Consider the following 22,498-nt stretch of genomic DNA (forward strand, 5'->3'; position numbering starts at 1 on the left):
CTGTAATAGTGATTTTATAAATCAGCCAATAAAAAAGCAGCTTACCCCTAGAGATAAACTGCTTTATTAAAGATAAAACTTGAGGAAATATTAGAACTTAGCTTCAACGGCAACACTGAAGTTACGGTCTTGGCCGATAGTGACCATATTGTACTGACCACCATCGATATAATCGGTATCGAAAAGGTTTCTCACGTTGACGCGAAGGCTCACGTCTTTACCCATGATAGCCATAGTGTAGGCTGCACCTATATCGAAACGCACATAACCATCTTTGGTAATAGTGTTATCGAGGTCGGCAAAACGCTCACCCACATAAATAGCACCGAAATTCATCGCAAAATTATCAGTCACTTCGTAACGGGTCCAGATATTGGCCGACCACTCAGGGGCATCAACCGGCGTTTTACCTTCACGGGCATCTCCCGTTTGATACTCTGCATCTAAATACATCATGGAAGAAGTCACAAACCAGCTATCACCGATTTGACCCTGTGCTCCCATTTCAAAACCGCGGTGTTTTTGCTCACCGCCTTGAGTAGTAATCGAAGTGTATTTTCCATCTTCACTTCGTGGGTCACTTGGTATTAGTTGCTCAGTTACAGATATATTTTCCAGCGTGATATCAAATACTGCGGCTGTTAATAGCAAGCTGTCATCAAACAATTCCCATTTAGTACCCAGTTCATATTGAATGCCGTATTCTGGTTTTAGGTTAGTGTCATGATTAACATTTAGGGGGTCGATAATACCACCCTGTGGTGTAAAGCTTTTTGAATAGTTAACGTAAATATTGCCATTACTCATTGGCGAGTAGATCACCCCAAACTTAGGTGATACGGCATAGCTATTTTCACCATAGCCATCTTTTTTCTGTTCATCGTAGCGTACGCCAGCGAGTAATTTCCATTGTTCGTTTAAGGTCATTAAATCCTGCAGATAGAAACCGTAATACTTGTATTCACTTGGGGTACTTTTATTACCATTGTGGTAATCAAGATCCGGCTCAATTACCGCTTGCCCAGGAATAACGGTTTGAGTTGCCCCACGTTGAATTTGCTGCTGGTAGAAATAGTCTAAGTAGTTAGCCCCAAGAAGGAATTGATGATCCATGCCAGCTAAGGCAAATTCACCCGTAAAATCCACGAAAGCGGTTTTATGCTGCCAATCGTCGTAACGATCGAATGGCTTGATTTTATAACCATTAGTAAACGGATCTTCAGAGTATTGGGGAGCCGAATCAAAACGTTGACGATTAAATTGTTGATCGTTATAGCCGACTTTAACTTTCCAGTCGTCACTCATCTGCCAAGTCAGATCGGCACCTAAGTTAGACACTGTATTATCGGTAAAGGCCCAAGGCGCATCCCAAACGGTTTTACGTGCGCCGATAACATTACCTTGTTTATCTAACCAGCCACCCGCATCTATGCCTGCTTTATCTTGGGTATGATCGTACTTAACCGATAACAGAACATCATCACTGACATCAAATTCTAAGTTTAAGTAACCCAACCAGCGATCACGCTCTTGGTTTTCCTCTGTGGTCGAATATTCACGCCAGTATTTAGTATCTTGCTTAACTAAAACTCCGCGGTAACGAATGCTTTGTGCGTCGTTTAAACTGCCGCCCGCATCAAGCTGAGCACGGGTTGAACCGTAGCCATCCGTATCAAAACCAAGATCTAACATTGAATCATAGGTCGGTTTCTTAGTGACCATATTCACTAAACCACCTGGGCCAGATTGGCCGTACAACATGCTCGAAGGGCCTTTTAACACTTCGACCTGCTGCAGGGTTTCAATGGGTTGTACATAGTGGGACCACTGCTGATGGCCATTGATAAGATAACCATTACCCGAATCAATCTCAAAACCGCGGATACTAAAGACTTGGCGGTTCCAGCGCGTGGTTCCCGCCGTCACACTCGAGTCGTTAACTAAAACCTCGGCAAGGTTAGTGGCCAACTGTTCATCGGTAACAAAATCGGGGATCACATTAACGGATTGTGGAGTATCCATTAAGTCGATATCCCCGCGCATAGCGCCGGATGCAGTGCCCACTTTATAATCGTTAAAAGTACGGCCAGTGACATTAATGCGCTCAATATTTGCATCGTTTGGCGCCTCTGCCATAACAGGCATAGCCATCAATGCCGCACCTACGGCCAAACCCACAACTGAATAATTAAATACCATTGCCAACACCTCAAATAGACCTTTAGTCTTAGAATTGCAGGCAATATAAATGAGAAGTGTTTTTATTTAAGCTTCTTTACATGAATTTACAATTGAGTGTGATATACATCAAAAAGCTGAAAAATCAACAAATCATACATGATCAATTCAACCTTAATTTAACCTCCTATAAAAGCTAAAAGCGGCTCAGAGCCGCTTTTATATTTTAGGTTTAGCAGGATATTTTACTTCTTAAGCTTAACTGGGCGTTGCCAACCCGTCAGGTGTTTTTGCTTTACTCGAGTGATAACTAATTCATCTTCGCCCACATCACGGGTAATGGTTGAACCGGCCCCTAAAGTTGCCCCTTTACCAATAGTCACAGGCGCCACCAGCTGAGTATCTGAGCCGACAAACACATTATCTTCGATAACAGTAAGATGTTTATTTGCACCATCATAGTTACAGGTAATAGTACCCGCACCAATGTTAACCCCATCACCAATAATGGCATCGCCTAAATAAGCTAAGTGTCCGGCTTTAGAACCCACACCTATGACTGCTTTTTTCACTTCGACAAAGTTACCTATGTGCGCATCTTGCTTAAGTTCAGCCCCAGGGCGTAGACGGGCAAATGGGCCTGCGCTGGCAGCGACCCCAAGTTTAGCGCCTTCGATAATAGAGTAAGGCTTGATTTCGGCATTATCGGCAATCTCGCAATCGATTAAAATCGCGCCAGCACCAACCGTGACATTATTACCCAGTACCACTTTACCTTCGAATATCACATTAATATCGATCATCACATCCATACCGACAGTGACTTCACCGCGGATATCGATGCGATGTGGGTCGCGAAGGTTAGCCCCTGCCAACATCAGTTTTTCAGCTTCACGGGCTTGGTAAGCACGTTCAAGTTGCGCAAGTTGCACGCGATTATTGGCGCCTTCCACTTCAATCGCCGATTGTGGCTGGGCAGTATCAATGGCTACACCATCAGCATGCGCCATGGCAATAATATCCGTTAGATAATATTCGCCTTGGGCATTGTTATTGGATAAACGACTCAGCCAAGTTTTAAGTTGTTTGCCCGGAACCGCCATAATGCCGGTGTTAATTTCGTTGATCAGCAACTGCTCTGCATTAGCATCTTTCTGTTCAACAATGCCGACGACTTTCCCCTGTTGTTGACCTTCGCAAGGAGTACGGACGATACGGCCATAACCCATAGGATTGGCTAAATTCACCGTTAAGATAGCCACACCATTTTCAGGGCGGGCGGCGAGTAAGGATTCTAGGGTCGATGCTTGGATCAACGGCACATCACCATACAGAATAAGCACAGTATCACTATCAGCAATATTTGGAATCGCCTGTGCGACCGCATGACCCGTGCCTAATTGCTCGGCTTGCAATACCCAATTAAGTTGTTGCTCACCTAAACTGGTTTGTAACTTGTCGGCGCCATAACCGTAGACTAATTGAATCGCATCACTGCCAATGCTATGGGCGGTATCGATGACATGCTGCACCATGCTTTTATGGGCGATAGGATGTAATACCTTAGGAAGATCAGAGCGCATCCGTGTTCCCTTGCCAGCCGCTAAGATCACTACATTTAATGCCATTGCCATATCCTTGAACAAATCCCAAGAGGATTAAAAACTGAGGTCGATTTTGTGGCGCAATTTTAACGGAAAGCCCATCGAAAAGCGAAGTGGATAGCGATGCTAATCCATTAAAGACATGCAAGAATGCCAATCACCTCATTTTTAGGCACAAAAAAGGCGACCCTATGGTCGCCTTTTTTCTCAAACAATAACCTTATCTGGCAATGTTTTTCTTGATGGTTTCAACAACACGTAATTGAGCCATTGCTTTCGCTAACTCAACCATAGCCGCGTCATAATTGAAGTCAGCACCTGCAGTTGCCATATGGGCTTCTGCACGACGCTTAGCTTCTAATGCCGCTTGCTCATCAATATCTTTGGCACGCATAACCACATCAGCCAATACGGAAACAGAAGAAGGTTGTACTTCCAGTAAACCACCTGAAAGGTAGAACACTTCTTCACTGCCGTCTTGCTTGACGATGCGCGCCATGCCAGGTTTGATATAGCTTAACAGTGGAGCGTGGCCATGCATGATGCCCAACTCACCTTCAGAACCGGTCACTTGTAGGCTAGCTACGCGACCAGAGAAGATGTTGCTCTCTGCGCTGACTATATCAAGTTGTACTGTCATGGCTGCCATCCCGTTCTCCTTAAAAAACTAAGTATGACTACTTAGTTATTTCTTTTTGTTAGCTTTCTCGATAACTTCATCGATTGAGCCAACCATGTAGAACGCTTGTTCTGGTAGGTGATCGAACTCACCATTCAGAATACCCTTAAAGCCACGGATAGTGTCTTTCAGAGAAACGTACTTACCAGGAGATCCAGTAAAGACTTCTGCTACGAAGAAAGGCTGAGATAAGAAACGCTCAATCTTACGAGCACGGAATACAGTGGTCTTGTCATCATCTGACAATTCGTCCATACCCAGAATCGCAATAATGTCTTTCAGCTCTTTATAACGTTGCAGTACAGTTTGCACGCCGTTAGCGACGTCATAATGCTCTTGGCCAACAACCAATGGATCTAATTGACGAGAAGTCGAATCCAATGGGTCAACCGCTGGGTAAATACCCAGAGAAGCAATTTGACGTGACAGTACAACAGTCGCATCTAAGTGAGCGAAGGTTGTTGCTGGTGACGGGTCAGTCAAGTCGTCCGCAGGTACGTATACCGCTTGTACAGAGGTAATAGAACCAGTCTTAGTTGAAGTAATACGTTCTTGCAGAACGCCCATTTCTTCAGCCAGAGTCGGTTGATAACCTACCGCAGAAGGCATACGACCTAACAGTGCAGATACTTCTGTACCGGCTAAGGTATAACGGTAAATGTTGTCAACGAACAACAGTACGTCACGACCTTCGTCACGGAACTTCTCAGCCATTGTCAGACCAGACAGTGCTACACGTAAACGGTTTCCTGGTGGCTCGTTCATCTGACCATAAACCATGGCCACTTTGTCGAGAACGCCAGAATCTTTCATCTCGTAGTAGAAGTCGTTACCTTCACGAGTACGTTCACCTACACCGGCGAATACAGAAAGACCCGAGTGAGCTTTAGCGATGTTGTTAATCAGTTCCATCATGTTAACTGTTTTACCAACACCCGCACCACCGAACAGACCTACTTTACCACCCTTAGCGAATGGACATACAAGGTCGATAACCTTGATACCCGTCTCTAACAGTTCAGTAGTGTTCGATTGATCTTCATATGAAGGCGCACTACGGTGAATAACATAACGCTCTTCTTCACCGATTGGACCCGCTTCATCAATAGGCTCGCCTAAAACGTTCATAATACGGCCAAGGGTCGCAGCCCCTACCGGAACAGAAATAGGTGAACCTGAGTTTACTACCTCAAGACCACGACGCAGACCATCAGAAGAACCCATAGCGATGGTACGAACTACACCACCACCTAGTTGTTGCTGAACTTCCAGCACCAAACCATTACAGGCGCCTTCACCTGTGATCTTCAGAGCGTCATATACCTGAGGTACGGCATCTTGTGGAAACTCTACGTCCACAACCGCGCCAATCACTTGGACAACAGTACCTGTGCTCATGATTAATCCTCTAAAACTTGTATTCGTTACCTAACCTAAACCGCAGAGGCACCAGAAACAATTTCCGACAGTTCCTGCGTAATCGCAGCCTGACGGGCCTTGTTATAGACCAGTTGCAAGTCGTTGATAAGCTCACCAGCGTTGTCCGTTGCCGCCTTCATCGCCACCATACGGGCAGCTTGTTCAGAAGCAATGTTTTCAACAACACCTTGGTAAACTTGAGATTCTACATAACGAACCAATAAGGTATCCAAAAGTTCTTTTGGATCAGGCTCGTAGATATAGTCCCAACGATGAGCAACCTCATCATCTTCCGATTTAGGCAAAGGTAGCAGCTGCTCGATCACAGGAGTCTGCGTCATAGTGTTCACAAACTTGTTAAACACTACATACAGACGATCCAGCTTGCCTTCGTTGTAAGCTTCAAGCATGACCTGCACAGTACCAATCAAGTCATTCAATTTAGGTGCATCACCTAAACCCGATGCTTGTGCCGATACTTGTCCGCCGAAGCTTTTGAAAAACTGCACACTACGGGCACCAATTGGGCAAAATTCAAATTCTGCACCTTGGGCTTTCCAGCTTTTCACGTCTGCGACAACCTTCTTGAAAAGGTTAACGTTCAGACCACCACAAAGGCCACGGTCGGTTGCTACAACTATGTAACCAACCCGCTTAGCCTCTCTCACCTCTAAATAGGGGTGTTTGTATTCGAGAGAACCTTGCGCTACGTGACCGATCACCTTACGCATGCTTTCCGCATATGGACGGCTCGCAGCCATGCGTTCCTGCGCTCTGCGCATTTTGCTGGCTGCCACCATTTCCATGGCGGACGTGATCTTCTGAGTGTTTTTCACACTCGCGATCTTGGTTTTAATCTCTTTAGCGCCGGCCATCTCTACTCTCCAATCTGGACCTGAGGTGTCTTAAGACACCTCTATCATTGTTACCAGGTTTGGGTTGCTACGAACTTGTCGAGGCCAGCTTTTAATTCAGCTTCGATCTCAGCGTTATAATCGCCAGTTTCGTTAATAAGCTTCATTAAAGCAGCATGCTCGCTGTTCATGAACGAGAGCAGAGCGGCTTCGAAATCACCGATCTTCTTCAGCTCAACACTCTTCAGGTAACCTTTCTCAGCTGCGAAAATAGACACAGACTGAGCCGCTACGCTCATAGGAGCATATTGCTTTTGCTTCATCAGTTCGGTAACACGCACACCATGCTCTAGCTGAGCACGAGTTGCATCGTCAAGATCAGATGCAAACTGTGAGAACGCAGCAAGTTCACGATACTGTGCTAGTGCGGTACGAATACCACCAGACAGTTTCTTGATGATCTTAGTCTGAGCCGCACCACCAACACGAGAAACAGAAATACCTGGGTTAACCGCAGGACGTAGGCCTGAGTTAAACAGATCGGTCTCAAGGAAGATCTGACCGTCAGTAATAGAAATTACGTTGGTCGGTACGAATGCAGATACGTCACCCGCTTGAGTTTCAATAATAGGCAATGCGGTTAAAGAACCGGTTTTGCCAGTTACTGCACCCTTAGTGAACTTTTCTACATAGATTTCGTTTACGCGTGAAGCACGCTCAAGTAAACGAGAGTGTAGATAGAATACGTCACCTGGGTAAGCTTCACGGCCTGGTGGACGCTTTAGCAGTAACGAAATCTGACGGTAAGCAACTGCTTGCTTAGACAGGTCATCGTATACAATCAAAGAGTCTTCACCGCGGTCGCGGAAGTATTCACCCATAGAACAACCAGAGTATGGCGCTAAGAATTGCAGAGCAGCAGCTTCAGAAGCAGTTGCAACTACAACGATAGTGTTAGCTAAAGCACCATGTTCTTCTAGCTTGCGTACTACGTTAGCGATAGTAGAAGCCTTTTGGCCAACCGCTACATACACACATTTAATGCCAGAATCTTTCTGGTTGATAATTGCGTCGATCGCCATCGCTGTTTTACCAGTTTGACGGTCGCCAATGATCAATTCACGCTGACCACGACCGATTGGGATCATAGAGTCAACGGCTTTATAACCAGTTTGTACTGGTTGTGATACTGATTGGCGTTCAATAACACCAGGAGCAATCACTTCAACAGGAGAGAAACCATCGTTATCGATAGGTCCTTTACCGTCAATAGGTTCACCCAGAGTGTTAACTACGCGACCCAGTAGACCACGACCGACTGGAACTTCCAGAATACGGCCTGTAGTTTTAACTTTTACGCCCTCTGCTAAACCAGCATAAGGACCCATTACTACGGCACCGACAGAATCACGTTCAAGGTTCAACGCGATTGCAAAACGGTTACCAGGCAGTTCGATCATTTCACCTTGCATCACGTCGGCTAGGCCGTGGATGCGGATGATGCCGTCACTTACCGCAACGATAGTACCTTCGTTACGAGATTCGCTAACGACTTCGAACTGCTCGATCCGCTGCTTAATCAGATCGCTGATTTCAGTGGAATTCAGTTGCATGCTCAAACTCCCAATTACGACTGCAGCTTATCAGACAGACGCGATAATTTACCGCGGACCGAGCCATCAATGACTAGATCACCTGCCTTAATAATTACACCGGCGATGAGCGCGGCGTCAGTGCTGCAATTCAGCTTAACTTTGCGTGCGAGACGTTTCTCTAAAGAAATACCAATCTGCTGTTGTTGTTCAGAGCTCAGCTCAGTTGCAGAAACCACGTCGGCTTCCACTTCTTTTGCCCACTCATTACGGTATTCAGTAAATAACTGAGATACAGCAGGTAGTACCTTTAAGCGACCGTTTTCAGCCATTACCTTTATCAAGTTTTGACCTTGCTCATTGATTTGCTCACCACAGACACTAATAAAGAGTGCGGCGAGTTTTGTACTGGCTAAAGAGCCAGCTAGCAGCGGCTGCATGGTTTCGTTTTCACTGACCAGCGCGGCAAACGTGAGCATTTCGGCCCAGTTATCCACTGCGTTATGTTCAACAGCAACGTCAAAAGCTGCCTTTGCGTAAGGGCGAGCGATGGTGGTTAATTCAGCCATAACTCAACTCCCTTATCAAATTTCAGCGACTAGTTTATTAACTATGTCACTGTGGGCGGCTGGATCAATAGAACGCTCAAGGATCTTCTCAGCACCCATGATGGCAAGAGTAGCAACCTGCTTACGCAGATCCTCTTTCACGCGATTACGTTCAGCTTCAATTTCTGCTTTACCCTGAGCGATGATTTTTGCACGCTCAGCGTCTGCTTCGGTTTTTGCTTCTTCAACTATTTGCGCTTTGCGTTTGTTCGCTTGCTCAATAATTTCGTTAGCAGTTACCTTGGCTTCTTTTAGTTGGTCAGTCGCTTTCGCTTGTGCCAACTCCAGGTCTTTTACCGCACGATCAGCATCAGCTAGACCGTCAGCAATCCTTTTTTGGCGCTCTTCGATGGCATTCATCAAAGGGGGCCATACAAACTTCATGCAGAACCACACGAAGATGATAAAGGCGACCGTCTGACCGATTAGGGTAGCGTTGAAATTCACAACAGCCTCCTATTTAGAGTTAAGACAGAAGCGTTTTTTACAGCATTGCACCCAGCGGGTTGGTAAACAGCATAAATAATGCGATACCAACACCGATCATAGTTACGGCGTCGAGTAGACCCGCTACGATGAACATTTTAACTTGCAGCATAGGAGCCATTTCTGGTTGACGCGCAGCGCCTTCCAGGAACTTGCCACCTAATAAGCCGAAACCGATTGCAGTACCAAGAGCACCCATACCAATCAGCAGAGCAACAGCGATAGCTGTCATGCCTAAAATCGTTTCCATCTGTATCTCCAGTATCTAAATCTAATTAGTTGATGATTTAGTTTAAAATTTCTTCAGCAATCCTTAATGATCTTCATGGGCCATGCTTAAATAAACAATGGTCAACATCATGAAGATAAACGCCTGCAGCGTGATAACCAAAATGTGGAAAATTAACCAACCTAGCTGCAGAGTCACACCCAGGGAAGATAATAACAAGTTGGTACCATACATCAGCGCAATAAGGATGAAGATCAACTCACCTGCGTACAAGTTACCAAAAAGTCGCAATGCCAATGAAATTGGCTTAGCAATTAAAGTAACAGTCTCTAATAGGAGGTTGACGGGTATCATTGCCTTATGGTTAAAGGGCTGTAGCGTCAGTTCTTTAACAAACCCAGACACGCCTTTGACCTTAATGCTGTAGTAAATAATCAGCACAAACACACCGATAGCTAAGCTGAAGGTGATGTTTACGTCAGTTGTCGGAACCGCTTTAAGATAAGGGATACCTGCTAAAGCAGCTGCGTGAGGCAGCCAATCGACAGGGATCATATCCATGAAGTTCATCATGAATACCCATACAAAAATGGTCAGAGCTAAAGGCGCGATCAGGGCATTGCGACCATGAAAACTTTCTTTCACGCTGTTATTTACGAACTCAACGATCATCTCGATAAAGCATTGAAGCTTACCAGGAACACCGGAAGTCGCTTTTTTACCAACGCTGCGGAAAATCCACAGGAACAGAACACCAAGACCAACCGAAAAGAACAACGAATCAATGTGCCATGTCCAAAAACCTTCACCAACACTTAAGTTGGTAAGGTGATGTTGGATATAGCCCTGCGGTGTTAACGCTTCACCAGTTGCAGCCATGATTCATCCCACTTAACTTTGCTTGAAGTATAAAGGAGCTGTCCAATGCACGATTAACGTCAGCACGTAACAAACAAAAAGTGGCATAAAAGCGACCTTAAGATTGATAAACACAAACGAAAACATAGCGATGGTTAACAGCAACTTTACCGCTTCCCCCCAGTAAAAAGTCTTAATGACTTTTGCAGCTGAACTTGCTCCCGTATGGGAGAAAGCGAGGGTCGCGAATACAAAATTAGGGAGCACAGCGATTGAACCACCTGCTAATGCAGAATAGCCAAACTGAACTCCCCACACGGCGAAAAAGAGAATTGAAGCACCCCCAGCGACCGCCGCCTGCATCAACACCAATTTATAGGCTGACCACCGGCCACGACGCGCTAAAACCTTACTCAACTCATCCTCTCCGCATTCATACTTTTTGTTTCGATGACCGGATGACAAATATCCGTATTTTTGTCGATGCACAAAAAGCTTGCGAAAGTATACCTTTTCACGCCTTCATTGCAACTTTGAGATAAGGAAAAACAACACTTTTAACGTGATATAGCGTCAAAACAGTCAAAATGTAAAATTAACATCTGTCACAAATTTACATTAAAAACTGTTAATCTACAGACATTAATGAATTTTGCTAAGAATTCCGTCTAATTCAGCCAGATTCTGATAGTTAATTACAATTTTACCTTTGCCCTTACTGCCATGAGCGATAGAAACCTTTGCACCTAATCTTTCAATTAACTGCTGCTCTAAACGACAAACATCTTGATCTTTAGTCGTAGTTTCGGCAGGTTTGGGCGGATTTAAGGTTTGGTTAATCAATCGTTCAGTTTCGCGAACGGTTAATTCCTTGGCAGCCACTAATCTCGCTAGATTTGTCTGTTCTTCACCTTCAATTGCTAACAAAGCACGAGCATGGCCCATATCGATATCGCCATATTCGAGTAAACGCTTAACAGGCTCATTCAAGCCGTTTAATCGTAGCAAGTTAGATACACTCGCTCGGGATTTTCCCACAACATCGGCAACCTGTTGGTGAGTCAGCTCAAACTCTTGCATTAAACGTTGCAATGCAATGGCTTCTTCCATGGCATTTAAATCTTCACGCTGAATGTTTTCAATCAAAGCGATAGCGACGGCGGCTTCATCGGGTACTTGTTTGACAATACAAGGAATTTTACTGATACCCGCCAGTTGCGAGGCGCGCCAACGGCGTTCACCCGCAATAATTTCATACATATCGTTTGCGACTTGTCTTACAACGATAGGCTGAATAATGCCTTGATTGCGGATAGAGTGCGCCAGTTCTTCCAAGGCTTCGGGAGACATGTCTTTACGCGGTTGATACTTACCCGGTTGCAGAAGATCCAGATCAAGATGGATAAGTTCTTCTTTTTTATCGGTAACAGTCACTTCCTCAGAATGCTTTTTACTGGCAGCGTGACTGTTACTCAGCAAGGCATCTAACCCTTTGCCTAATCCTCTTTTCTTTAACGTCATGGTGATCCTTTACGCTTGCTTAGCCTGAGTTTTCTGTTCTGAACGGCGGATCATTTCCCCTGCGAGCGCCAAATAGGCTTTAGCACCCGCGCTCGACTTATCGTAATACATAGCAGGAGCCCCAAAACTGGGCGCTTCCGCTAATCGGACATTACGCGGGATCACAGTTCGATAGACCTTATCGCCAAAATGTTGTTTTAGCTGATCGGACACATCATTTGAGAGACGGTTACGGGGATCGTACATAGTGCGTAGAATCCCTTCGATACCAAGTCCTGGATTCACAAAAGCCGCTAACTTGGTAATGGTATCGATAAGCGCCGTTAAGCCTTCAAGGGCAAAATACTCGCATTGCATAGGCACCAATACAGAATCGGCGGCGGACATCGCATTGACCGTCAGCATGTTGAGCGAAGGAGGGCAGTCGATAAAGATATAATCGTATTGATCTTTTATCGGTGCGAGGGCATTACGCAAACGGATCTCACGGGCAAAAAACTCCATCAGCTTGATTTCAGCAGCCGTCACATCGCCATTACTGGCAATAAGATCATATTTACCCGCGGTATTTTTAACGACGATCTCATCGAAGGGTTTATCTTCAACCAGCAATTCGTAAGCCGTATTTTCGACGTCGTATTTATCGACACCACTGCCCATAGTGGCATTGCCCTGTGGATCGAGATCTATCAGTAGCACTTTGCGTTTTGTTGCGGCTAACGAAGCAGCTAAGTTAACGCAAGTAGTTGTTTTTCCTACGCCACCTTTCTGGTTAGCCACGGCAATTACTTTACCCACAATATCACCCTGTATGTAAATTCTGGTTTATTGCCTACTTAAAAATCCACACAATAGAAGGAGCTTTAAGCCTGTTATTCTTTGATTATTTTTAATAAATGTCGCTGCTCATCGAGTTTTGGCACTTTGAGCTCGATGATATCTTTAACCACAAATCCAGCGGGGATTTGCTGCATTTCCTCATCATTTAACTGGCCCTTAAGGGCATAATATTGCCCATTTTCGGTGGGTAAATGATGGCACCAAGTCAACATATCTTGAATCGATGCAAAGGCACGGCTAAGCACCCCATCGAATTTTTGCTCGGGCTGATAGGCCTCGACACGGCTTTCCACCGAACTGATATTGTGAATGCCCAGCTCAAAAGCGACTTGTTTTTGAAAACGGATGCGTTTACCTAAGCTATCGAGCAGCACAAAGGTTTTATCTGGGTTCATGATCGCCAGCGGAATGCCGGGTAAACCAGGGCCTGTACCTACATCGATAAAACGCTCACCTTGTAAATGCTTTGATACGACTAAGCTATCCATAATATGACGGATCAACATGGCCTCGGGATCTCTCACCGACGTCAGGTTATAGGCTTTATTCCACTTGTTGAGCATGCCAACAAAATCAATTAGTTGTTTTTTCTGCTCCGCTGTTGCGGGCAAATTAATTGCGGCTAAATAAGCCTCTAACTGGGCTGATAACACTGAGCAACCTCAACAAAGATACGATTATGAACGCGAAGGCTATTATGAAGCCCTGAAACGTCGAAGGGAAGCATGAATGCTTCCCTTCTGCGACCAAACTGCCGATTAAGCTAGCATTTACGCACTCTTGCGTAATAAGCCACGCTTTTTAAGGTGAACCAGTAAAATTGAAATCGCCGCAGGGGTAATACCAGAGATCCGTGATGCTTGACCTATGGTTTCCGGCTTGTGGTTATTCAGTTTTGCGATCACCTCATTTGATAAACCTGGAACCTCTTTATAATCGAGATTTAAGGGTAACCCTGTGTTTTCATTACGAACAGCTTTGTTGATCTCTTCTTGCTGACGTTGAATATAGCCAGAGTATTTAACTTGGATCTGCACTTGCTCGGCGGCTTGTGGATCTTCAAGTCCGGGCCCAAAACCATCGATCTGCATCAACTTGCTGTAATCCATTTCCGGACGGCGCAACAATTCCTCAAAGGAGGCCTCGCGGGAGATCGGCGTATTTAAGTGCGGGTTTAACGCATGGATTAAAGGTGAATTTGGATGCACCCATTGAGCACGTAAGCGTTGTAACTCAAGTTCAATGGATTCTAATTTCTGACTGAATGCTGCCCAACGAGCATCATCCACTAATCCGAGTTCACGACCCTTAGCGGTTAAACGTAAATCGGCATTGTCTTCGCGCAATAACAAACGGTATTCAGCGCGGCTAGTGAACATGCGGTAGGGTTCTTTTGTCCCTAGGGTCGATAGATCGTCAACCAATACGCCTAAGTAAGCTTCGTCGCGACGTGGACACCAGGCCTCTTTACCTTGAACTTGCAGTGAAGCATTCATGCCTGCGAGTAAACCTTGGGCAGCCGCTTCTTCATAACCGGTAGTGCCATTGATTTGGCCTGCGAAGAATAAACCATTGATCGTTTTGGTCTCTAATGAATTTTTAAGATCCCGTGGATCAAAGTAATCGTATTCGATCGCATAACCTGGACGAACTATTTCCGCGTGTTCCATACCTTTGATCGAACGTACGAGATTTAACTGCACATCGAATGGCAAGCTAGTGGATATCCCGTTTGGATAAATTTCAGTGGTATTTAATCCCTCGGGTTCGATAAAGATCTGGTGCGAGGATTTGTCTGAAAAACGATGGATCTTGTCTTCGATAGAAGGGCAGTAACGTGGACCAATCCCTTCAATCACCCCTGAATACATAGGACTTCTGTCTAAACCACCACGAATAATGTCATGGGTTTTTTCATTGGTGTGGGTGATCCAACAGGAAATTTGTTTAGGGTGATGGCTTACATCCCCCATAAATGACATGACAGGCAATGGAGAATCGCCTTTTTGTTCAGCCATTTGAGAAAAATCGATTGTGTTTGCATCGATACGCGGTGGTGTACCCGTTTTCAAACGGCCAACACGTATGGGTAACTCGCGTAAACGATGTGCAAGTGCAATGGCTGGTGGATCACCTGCACGGCCACCGCTGTAGTTTTCTAAGCCTATGTGGATCTTTCCGCTTAAAAATGTGCCTGTCGTTAATACGATCGCTGGCGATTCAAAGGCTAATCCCATTTGAGTCACTACGCCGATCACTCGATCGTTTTCAACAATAAGATCGTCTACAGCTTGTTGGAATATCCGCAAATTAGCCTGATTTTGCAGCATATTTTGGATTTTGTGGCGGTATAAAGCGCGGTCAGCTTGAGCACGTGTTGCACGAACGGCTGGGCCTTTACTCGAGTTTAAAGTACGAAATTGGATCCCTGCATAATCGGTTGCAATCGCCATAGCACCGCCTAGGGCGTCAATTTCTTTGACTAAATGGCCTTTACCAATACCCCCAATTGCTGGGTTGCATGACATTTGTCCTAACGTATCGATATTGTGCGTTAGTAATAATGTTTTAGAACCCATTCTTGCAGCTGCCAATGCGGCTTCAGTTCCGGCATGACCACCACCAACAACAATAACATCAAACCGTTCATGAAAATGCATGACACTACCTTTAATAACTTAAGAGACTCAACACGAGCCGATCATTTTAGCATTTGCTTTGAGCTAGGTGAATGATCATTTTACCTTGTTCGATCGGGTTGATCCGGACTAATAGATCTTAAGATCTTTATATAGATCTTCTTATTATGTTTACTATTAGGATCGCTGTTTTCTGTGTATAAGGTTATTTACTCATTTAAATCAATAGATAACGCGTTTTTGATCCTGTGATCTGATCGCGATCTAATGGGATATAAGGTGGGGATAGATCCGCTACTTATCCACAAGGTGGATCATTGAGCGGATCTGAGTGTGAATAGCACAGAGGTTGATCAGATCTAAATAATAGTTTATCCACATATTTATACCGAAAATAAGTAAATTGTGGATAAATAGGATCTAAACTGTGGGTTGTTCCTTGATTAAGCCTGATTGTGATCTCAAATACGATCTTGCCATTGCGCTAACCATGCGAGGGCTGGGTCTTCTGGCACTGGATCCTGTTGTACATCGATCTGGATCTTATCCACAAACACTTTTGCACCGCAGTATTTTAGGGCATCAATTAACTTTTCTGGACCTTGGCAGAAAGTGTCGTAACTGGAATCTCCAATGGCACACAGGGCTAAATTTACATGGGAGAGATCGGGGTTTTTTAGGGTGATTTCATTGCAGAAGGGTTGAATATTGTCGGGTAGATCGCCTGCTCCGTGGGTTGAACAAACAACAATCCAATATGTGTACGAGGTTAATTCGCTTACGGTAGGACTAAGATAACTACTGACTTCATGGCCTAAGGCCTTTAATTGACCCATCATTTCATCGGCTATATATTCACTACTGCCTAAGGTTGTTCCTACTAAAATAGCGATTTTTGTCATTATTACTGCTCTCTGTGGTCGTTAAATTTTTGCTATTTGGTGGTGTTTACATCGGATTTGCCACGTTTTTTGTATAAATTTAGGCAAATATGCTCCGCAGTCTGTTAGTGTCTTTGGCGCCCATATGTGCTTTATACATCATGACCGGAAGGTTTTTATAAAAATTATAATAGGATAATCGATGACAGCTCCTGTTCAGTCGCCAAAGTGGCCACGCCAAATCCCTTATATCATTGCCAGTGAAGCTTGTGAGCGTTTTAGCTTTTATGGAATGCGCAACATTTTAACGCCCTTCTTGATGACGGCACTCTTGCTATCTGTGCCTGAACATCTCCGTGGTGCTATGGCAAAGGATGTGTTCCATTCCTTTGTCATTGGGGTGTATTTTTTCCCATTACTAGGTGGTTGGATTGCTGACCGTTTCTTTGGAAAATACAATACAATTCTGTGGCTTAGCTTAATTTATTGTGTTGGTCATGCTTTTCTCGCCATTTTTGAGCACAGTATTCAAGGCTTCTATACTGGACTATTTTTGATCGCCCTTGGCTCCGGTGGCATTAAGCCCTTGGTTTCTTCCTTTATGGGAGATCAATTTGATCAAACAAACAAATCTTTGGCCCAGAAGGCCTTTGATATGTTTTATTTTACGATCAATTTTGGTTCTTTCTTCGCTTCTTTATCTATGCCATTGTTGTTGAAGAATTTTGGCGCTGCGGTCGCATTTGGGATCCCTGGCGTACTGATGTTTATTGCAACCGTATTTTTTTGGTTAGGCCGCAAGCGTTATGTACATATGCCACCCGAACCTAAAGATCCCCATGGTTTTTTACCTGTGATCCGAACAGCTTTACTGACTAAAGTCGCTGGCCAAGCCAACGTGGGTTTGGTACTCGCTTTAATTGGCTTAGTGTCAGCAGCCTATGCCTTAGTGAATATTCCTACTTTAGGTATTGTGGCGGGTTTATGCTGTGCACTGGTACTCATTATGGGCTTTATCGGTGTAGGGGCTTCATTGCAGCTTGAAAGGGCTAGAGGGATCCACCCTGATCACGCTGTAGATGGTGTTCGATCTGTATTGCGTATTTTAGTGTTATTTGCCTTAGTTACCCCGTTTTGGTCTTTATTCGATCAAAAGGCATCGACCTGGATTTTACAGGCTAACGATATGACTAAGCCTGAATGGTTTGAGCCTGCAATGATGCAGGCCTTGAATCCATTATTAGTCATGCTATTGATCCCATTTAATAATTTTGTTTTATATCCTGCGATTGAACGCATGGGGATAAAGCTAACAGCGCTACGTAAAATGGGGGCGGGGATTGCTATCACAGGTTTAAGTTGGATTGTGGTCGGCAGTATCCAATTGATGATGGATGGTGGTTCGGCCCTTTCTATCTTTTGGCAGATTTTACCCTATGCCTTGCTGACATTTGGTGAAGTATTGGTTTCGGCTACTGGGCTAGAATTTGCTTATAGCCAAGCACCTAAAGCGATGAAAGGCACAATTATGAGTTTTTGGACTCTTTCGGTGACAGTGGGCAACCTTTGGGTATTACTCGCCAATGTGAGCGTCAAGAGCCCTGCGGTTACCGAACAAATAGTGCAAACCGGTATGAGCGTTACGGCGTTCCAAATGTTTTTCTTTGCGGGTTTTGCCATCTTTGCGGCACTGATATTTGCACTTTACGCCCGCTCATATCAAATGCAGGATCATTATCGACAGGTATGATGCTTTAGATAAAGAGTAAAGATATAAAAAAAATCAGCCCTAAACGGGCTGATTTTTTATCGGGTTATCTCACTTTTAAAACAATATTATTTACCGATACAGAATGAGCTGAAAATTTTGCCGAGTAGATCGTCTGAGGTAAAACGGCCGGTAACTTCAGATAGGGCGAGCTGCGCCATTCTGAGTTCTTCCGCTAAAAGTTCACCAGCGAGGTAAATTTCTAATTGTTCTTTGCCTAGTTGCAAATGACTTGCGGCTATCTCGAGTGCTTCGAGATGACGGCGACGGGCGATAAAGCCGCCTTCGAGATTACTTTGATAGCCCATGAGTGACTTTAAATGCTGTTTTAGATCTTCAACACCTAGTCCTGTTTTGGCTGAAATCCGATAGACGCTATAACCTTGCTCTTCGGTCATCATTAAGTCTTCACCGGTGAGATCGGCTTTATTGCGAATGACGGTCACGCCCAAATTGGCGGGCAGGCGATCGATAAAATCCGGCCAAATATCATGGGGATCGACAGCGGCTGTAGTAGTGCCATCGACCATAAATAGCACGCGATCGGCGCTATTAATTTCGTTCCAGGCGCGCTCGATACCAATTTGTTCGACCGTATCTGTAGTATCTCGCAAACCAGCGGTGTCGATAATATGCAGCGGCATGCCATCTAAATGGATATGTTCGCGTAACACATCCCGGGTGGTACCAGCTATTTCGGTGACAATCGCCGATTCTTTACCTGCTAAGGCATTTAATAGACTGGATTTTCCGGCATTCGGGCGGCCAGCAATTACGACTTTCATGCCTTCGCGGATGATAGAACCTTGTTTAGCACTGGCTTGTACTAGGTCAAGTTTGTCGATGATTTTATAGAGAGCGTTGGCAATTTTGCCATCGCTTAAAAAGTCGACTTCTTCATCGGGGAAATCAATCGCGGCTTCAACGTATAAACGCAGGTTAGTGACTTGGTCCACCAGCTCGTGGACTTCCTTTGAAAACTCACCCTGCAGCGATTGCAGCGCGCTTTTGGCAGCTTGTTCACTGGTTGCATCGATAAGATCGGCAATGGCTTCGGCTTGGGTCAAGTCCAGCTTGTCATTCATAAAGGCTTGTTCGCTAAATTCACCCGGTTTAGCGATACGAATGCCCTCGACTTCCAATACACGTTTGATCAGCATATCGAGAACGATTTGCCCGCCGTGGCCTTGAAGTTCTAATACATCTTCACCGGTAAAGGAATTAGGACCTTTAAAAAACAACGCTATGCCTTGGTCTATCACTTGGCCTGAGGCACTTTTAAAATCGCAATAGTCGGCGTAGCGGGTCTTAGGTAGATGACCTAAAACTGCCATGGCAACATCCGTTGCTTTGTCACCTGAAATTCGAATTATGCCAACGCCGCCACGTCCGGGCGCGGTGGCTTGAGCCACGATAGTGTCAGTTGTCACGGAAATACCCACCAAACTAATATCTACCAAATGATGTAAAGGAAAAGGCGGCTAATTAAGCCGCCTTTAGTGTTGTTTTCACTTTATGCGTTGCTAAAGCTAGGGCTTATTTTAAGCCTTTTTTCTCTAGACCTGCATAAATAATCTTCTGCTGGATGATGGCAACTATGTTACCCACTAACCAGTACAGCACTAGACCCGATGGGAACCATAGGAAGAATACGGTAAAGATCATTGGCATCCACTGCATCATCTTGACTTGCATTGGATCCATAGTCGGTGCGATAGGTTGCATTTTTTGCATCACAAACATCGACGCGCCCATCAGCAGCGGCAGAATGTAGTAAGGATCTTGTACCGATAAGTCGTGGATCCATAACATAAATGGCGCATGGCGCAGTTCGAAGCTTTCTAACAATACCCAGTACAAGGCAATGAAGATTGGCATCTGTAAAATGATCGGCAAACAGCCACCCATGGGGTTAACTTTTTCCTTCTTATACAGTTCCATCATGGCTTGACCCATCTTTTGACGGTCATCGCCGAAGCGTTCTTTCAAATCCTGCAGTTTTGGCTGTAGGTTACGCATCTTAGCCATTGAGGTGTACTGCGCTTTAGTCAGCGGGAACAGTAAACCACGAACGGTTAAGGTGATCAGGATAATTGCCACGCCCCAGTTACCGACGAATGATTGATAGAACATCAATAGCCAGTGAATAGGCACAGCTAACCACCAGAGGAAACCGTAATCAACCACTAGGTTTAAGGTTTCTGAAATCGCTGATAATGCCGCTTGATCCTTAGGACCAACATAGAATTGCGAGCTAATTTCTTGAGTCGCACTAGGTGCTATATCGTATACCGCGCCGCGGAAACCAATATTAGCTAAACCGCCTGCGCTCACACTCGAGAAAATGGTGTTGCTATCGGTTGCCGGTGGGATCCAAGCTGAAACAAAGTAATGCTGTAGCATTGCAGCCCAACCGCCTAACGTGGCTTGGTTCAGGTTGCCTTTGGCCATGTCTTCGAAGTTGTACTTCTCATAACGCACATCTTGTGTTGAGAATGCGCCACCGCGGTAGGTTGGCATCATCATGCTGCTTTCAGATGGTTTAATCGTTTGTTTAATCTGACCGTACATCTGAACTTGCAGTGGTGTTGCCGAGGTGTTGTTGATCTTGTAATCGATATCGACGTTAAACTTGCCGCGGTGGAATACGAAGACTTTAGTGTAAGTTACACCGTTATCTGCCACATAGGTTAATGGCACTTCTAAGGTATCTTGACCTTCGGCTAAGGTAAATTCAGTTGCCGAGGTGGTGAATGCTGCACGACCTTTGGCACTGCTATCGATACCATCACGGCCAATAAGGCCACTCTGGGCAATATAAGTGTAATCCTTTGTTTGCTCAAGCAATACGAAAGGTTGGTCTTTACCCTGTTCCATCTTGTGTGAAACTAGCGCTGCAAAAACGATGTCGCCACCCACTGGGTTGATCTGTACATCGAGTTGATCGGTTTTTACCGTAATAATATTTTGAGTTGCAGCGACGGCTGCTGGCACACCTGTATCTGCTTCTGGAACATCGGCGCTGTGAGTGCTAGCCGCATTCGCCACTAGGGACGATTCGGTTGCAACGGGTTTAGGAGCTTTGTCTGCCTGCCACTGTTGCCACAGCAAAAAGCTGACAAACAGTAGTCCTATGAGCAATATATTGCGTTGAGATTCCATAGCCTATTTATTACACCTGTCATTTTTAGGGGGGACGGGATCGCTACCGCCGGGATGTAAAGGGTGACATTTTAATATGCGTTTCAATGCAAACCAACAACCTTTCGCGGTTCCGTGCACTTTTATTGCTTCAATGGCGTAATGAGAGCAAGTGGGATTGAAACGACAACGAGGGCCCAGTATAGGGCTAATGAAGATTTGATAGCCACGAATTAACGTGGTCGCTAGCCATTGTAGCGGCGACTGAGTTTGCGCCATAGCTTTTCTATCAATTTGTTGATTTCTGTGTTTTCCATTTCCATCACGCCATTTCTGACCAGCACAACGATATCGAGGTGAGGGATGTCGTGTTGATTTAAACGAAAACTATCTCTGATGACGCGCTTAATGCGATTACGTTGATTGGCGCGTTTTACATAGCGTTTAGCAACAGTAAGGCCCAGACGCGGATGTTGTTCCGAGTTAGGAATAGCGAGCAAGGTAATTTCAGCAGAAGATGCTTTGATGGGATTGGAGAATACAGATTTAAATTGCGCGGGAGTTAGCAAACGTAACTCCCGCGTAAAGGTATAGCTAGTCAACTAGTTATCCACTTATTAAGCAGATAAACGAGCGCGACCTTTCGCACGACGACGTGCAAGCACCTTACGGCCGCCTACAGTAGCCATACGAGCGCGGAAGCCGTGAGAACGCTTGCGCTTCAGGTTGCTAGGTTGAAAAGTACGTTTACTCATGATGGCAATCCGTCTTTGTTATTAGTGAACATTCCTTATCTCTAGTTATTAGAGGTAAGGGCAAAAAAGAGGCCGAATTGTAATCACTTTACTTGTTCCCGTCAACAACGAAAGTCGGTAAGTGGTTTATTTCTGCCAGCGTGTCCTAAGATCCATCCCCGCAATACACCATAAGATGTGGATAACTCTGTGTACGGCTACTACATCTAGTAGTAAAGGGGATCTTTGACTCGATCAAAGGGCCGCCATTATAGATCAATGTGGATCGCTTAATAAAGCGGGATTTGCGCTAATTGTTTAATAAAAGGATCGATTTTGATCTTTGATGATCGAGGATATCCACATAGAATGATCCCGCTGGGGATAAATATTTTTTAAGGATAGCGATCATTGAGATCTCGCTATAGAATACACCTCTTTTTTGATGATCTTTTGGGGATAACTTA

The 22,498-nt window shown here is 44.9% G+C and carries 22 protein-coding genes; 1 reads left to right on the plus strand and 21 read right to left on the minus strand.

Annotated elements, in window-relative coordinates:
* Nucleotides 1–90: 90 nt before the first annotated feature.
* The 16 genes from JFT56_RS19740 to mioC all read right to left on the minus strand — a co-directional run bounded on the left by JFT56_RS19740 (nt 91) and on the right by mioC (nt 16,409).
* Nucleotides 91–2,199: a TonB-dependent receptor gene (locus JFT56_RS19740; protein WP_198781685.1), complete on the minus strand. Its 2,109-nt coding sequence runs from the start codon at nt 2,197–2,199 to the stop codon at nt 91–93.
* Between the two features lie 224 nt (nt 2,200–2,423).
* The gene (gene glmU, locus JFT56_RS19745; RefSeq protein WP_198781686.1) at nt 2,424–3,806 is read right to left on the minus strand and encodes a bifunctional UDP-N-acetylglucosamine diphosphorylase/glucosamine-1-phosphate N-acetyltransferase GlmU; all 1,383 of its coding nucleotides are present in this window, start codon (nt 3,804–3,806) and stop codon (nt 2,424–2,426) included.
* A gap of 196 nt (nt 3,807–4,002) precedes the next feature.
* Nucleotides 4,003–4,431, minus strand: a complete 429-nt coding sequence (locus tag JFT56_RS19750) for a F0F1 ATP synthase subunit epsilon (RefSeq protein ID WP_198781688.1) — start codon at nt 4,429–4,431, stop codon at nt 4,003–4,005.
* 36 nt (nt 4,432–4,467) lie between these two features.
* Entirely contained in the window at nt 4,468–5,859 is a 1,392-nt protein-coding gene (atpD, locus tag JFT56_RS19755) for a F0F1 ATP synthase subunit beta (protein ID WP_198781690.1), read from the minus strand.
* Between the two features lie 35 nt (nt 5,860–5,894).
* Entirely contained in the window at nt 5,895–6,755 is an 861-nt protein-coding gene (atpG, locus tag JFT56_RS19760; protein WP_198781692.1) for a F0F1 ATP synthase subunit gamma, read from the minus strand.
* A gap of 50 nt (nt 6,756–6,805) precedes the next feature.
* Nucleotides 6,806–8,347 (minus strand): F0F1 ATP synthase subunit alpha, encoded by a 1,542-nt coding sequence (gene atpA / locus JFT56_RS19765; RefSeq protein ID WP_198781694.1) that lies wholly within the window; start codon nt 8,345–8,347, stop codon nt 6,806–6,808.
* Between the two features lie 14 nt (nt 8,348–8,361).
* Nucleotides 8,362–8,895 carry a F0F1 ATP synthase subunit delta gene (atpH, locus tag JFT56_RS19770; RefSeq protein WP_198781696.1) on the minus strand — a complete coding sequence of 178 codons (534 nt, stop codon included), beginning with the start codon at nt 8,893–8,895 and terminating at the stop codon, nt 8,362–8,364.
* Nucleotides 8,896–8,910: 15 nt separating this feature from the next.
* Complete coding sequence (gene atpF / locus JFT56_RS19775; protein ID WP_006083841.1) at nt 8,911–9,381, minus strand: F0F1 ATP synthase subunit B; 471 nt, start codon at nt 9,379–9,381, stop codon at nt 8,911–8,913.
* A 37-nt stretch (nt 9,382–9,418) separates the two neighbouring features.
* Entirely contained in the window at nt 9,419–9,670 is a 252-nt protein-coding gene (atpE, locus tag JFT56_RS19780; protein WP_006083840.1) for a F0F1 ATP synthase subunit C, read from the minus strand.
* A 63-nt stretch (nt 9,671–9,733) separates the two neighbouring features.
* The gene (atpB, locus tag JFT56_RS19785; RefSeq protein ID WP_198781698.1) at nt 9,734–10,528 is read right to left on the minus strand and encodes a F0F1 ATP synthase subunit A; all 795 of its coding nucleotides are present in this window, start codon (nt 10,526–10,528) and stop codon (nt 9,734–9,736) included.
* Nucleotides 10,529–10,540: 12 nt separating this feature from the next.
* Nucleotides 10,541–10,924 carry an ATP synthase subunit I gene (locus tag JFT56_RS19790; protein WP_198781700.1) on the minus strand — a complete coding sequence of 128 codons (384 nt, stop codon included), beginning with the start codon at nt 10,922–10,924 and terminating at the stop codon, nt 10,541–10,543.
* A 225-nt stretch (nt 10,925–11,149) separates the two neighbouring features.
* Complete coding sequence (locus tag JFT56_RS19795; protein WP_198781701.1) at nt 11,150–12,028, minus strand: ParB/RepB/Spo0J family partition protein; 879 nt, start codon at nt 12,026–12,028, stop codon at nt 11,150–11,152.
* 9 nt (nt 12,029–12,037) lie between these two features.
* Nucleotides 12,038–12,826, minus strand: a complete 789-nt coding sequence (locus JFT56_RS19800) for a ParA family protein (protein WP_198781703.1) — start codon at nt 12,824–12,826, stop codon at nt 12,038–12,040.
* A 74-nt stretch (nt 12,827–12,900) separates the two neighbouring features.
* Nucleotides 12,901–13,521: a 16S rRNA (guanine(527)-N(7))-methyltransferase RsmG gene (rsmG, locus tag JFT56_RS19805; protein ID WP_198781705.1), complete on the minus strand. Its 621-nt coding sequence runs from the start codon at nt 13,519–13,521 to the stop codon at nt 12,901–12,903.
* Nucleotides 13,522–13,638: 117 nt separating this feature from the next.
* Nucleotides 13,639–15,528, minus strand: a complete 1,890-nt coding sequence (gene mnmG, locus JFT56_RS19810; protein WP_198781706.1) for a tRNA uridine-5-carboxymethylaminomethyl(34) synthesis enzyme MnmG — start codon at nt 15,526–15,528, stop codon at nt 13,639–13,641.
* A 440-nt stretch (nt 15,529–15,968) separates the two neighbouring features.
* Nucleotides 15,969–16,409 (minus strand): FMN-binding protein MioC, encoded by a 441-nt coding sequence (mioC, locus tag JFT56_RS19815; protein ID WP_198781708.1) that lies wholly within the window; start codon nt 16,407–16,409, stop codon nt 15,969–15,971.
* 181 nt (nt 16,410–16,590) lie between these two features.
* Here mioC and JFT56_RS19820 point away from each other — a divergent pair, with 181 nt between their 5' ends.
* Nucleotides 16,591–18,138, plus strand: coding sequence for an oligopeptide:H+ symporter (locus tag JFT56_RS19820; RefSeq protein WP_198781710.1), 1,548 nt, complete (start codon nt 16,591–16,593; stop codon nt 18,136–18,138).
* An 86-nt stretch (nt 18,139–18,224) separates the two neighbouring features.
* On the opposite strand, the gene mnmE is transcribed toward JFT56_RS19820, so the two are convergent.
* The 5 genes from mnmE to rpmH form a co-directional block, all read right to left on the minus strand.
* Nucleotides 18,225–19,586: a tRNA uridine-5-carboxymethylaminomethyl(34) synthesis GTPase MnmE gene (gene mnmE, locus JFT56_RS19825; RefSeq protein ID WP_198781712.1), complete on the minus strand. Its 1,362-nt coding sequence runs from the start codon at nt 19,584–19,586 to the stop codon at nt 18,225–18,227.
* A gap of 106 nt (nt 19,587–19,692) precedes the next feature.
* The gene (gene yidC, locus JFT56_RS19830; RefSeq protein ID WP_198781714.1) at nt 19,693–21,318 is read right to left on the minus strand and encodes a membrane protein insertase YidC; all 1,626 of its coding nucleotides are present in this window, start codon (nt 21,316–21,318) and stop codon (nt 19,693–19,695) included.
* Between the two features lie 3 nt (nt 21,319–21,321).
* Nucleotides 21,322–21,576, minus strand: a complete 255-nt coding sequence (yidD, locus tag JFT56_RS19835; protein ID WP_011070421.1) for a membrane protein insertion efficiency factor YidD — start codon at nt 21,574–21,576, stop codon at nt 21,322–21,324.
* Complete coding sequence (gene rnpA / locus JFT56_RS19840) at nt 21,543–21,899, minus strand: ribonuclease P protein component (protein WP_198781716.1); 357 nt, start codon at nt 21,897–21,899, stop codon at nt 21,543–21,545. The genes yidD and rnpA overlap by 34 nt, the downstream gene beginning before the upstream one ends.
* A gap of 15 nt (nt 21,900–21,914) precedes the next feature.
* On the minus strand, nt 21,915–22,052 hold the full coding sequence (gene rpmH / locus JFT56_RS19845) for a 50S ribosomal protein L34 (protein ID WP_006083827.1): 138 nt from the start codon (nt 22,050–22,052) through the stop codon (nt 21,915–21,917).
* Nucleotides 22,053–22,498: the final 446 nt, after the last annotated feature.

The organism is Shewanella putrefaciens (assembly GCF_016406305.1).
Lineage (GTDB): Bacteria > Pseudomonadota > Gammaproteobacteria > Enterobacterales > Shewanellaceae > Shewanella > Shewanella putrefaciens_C.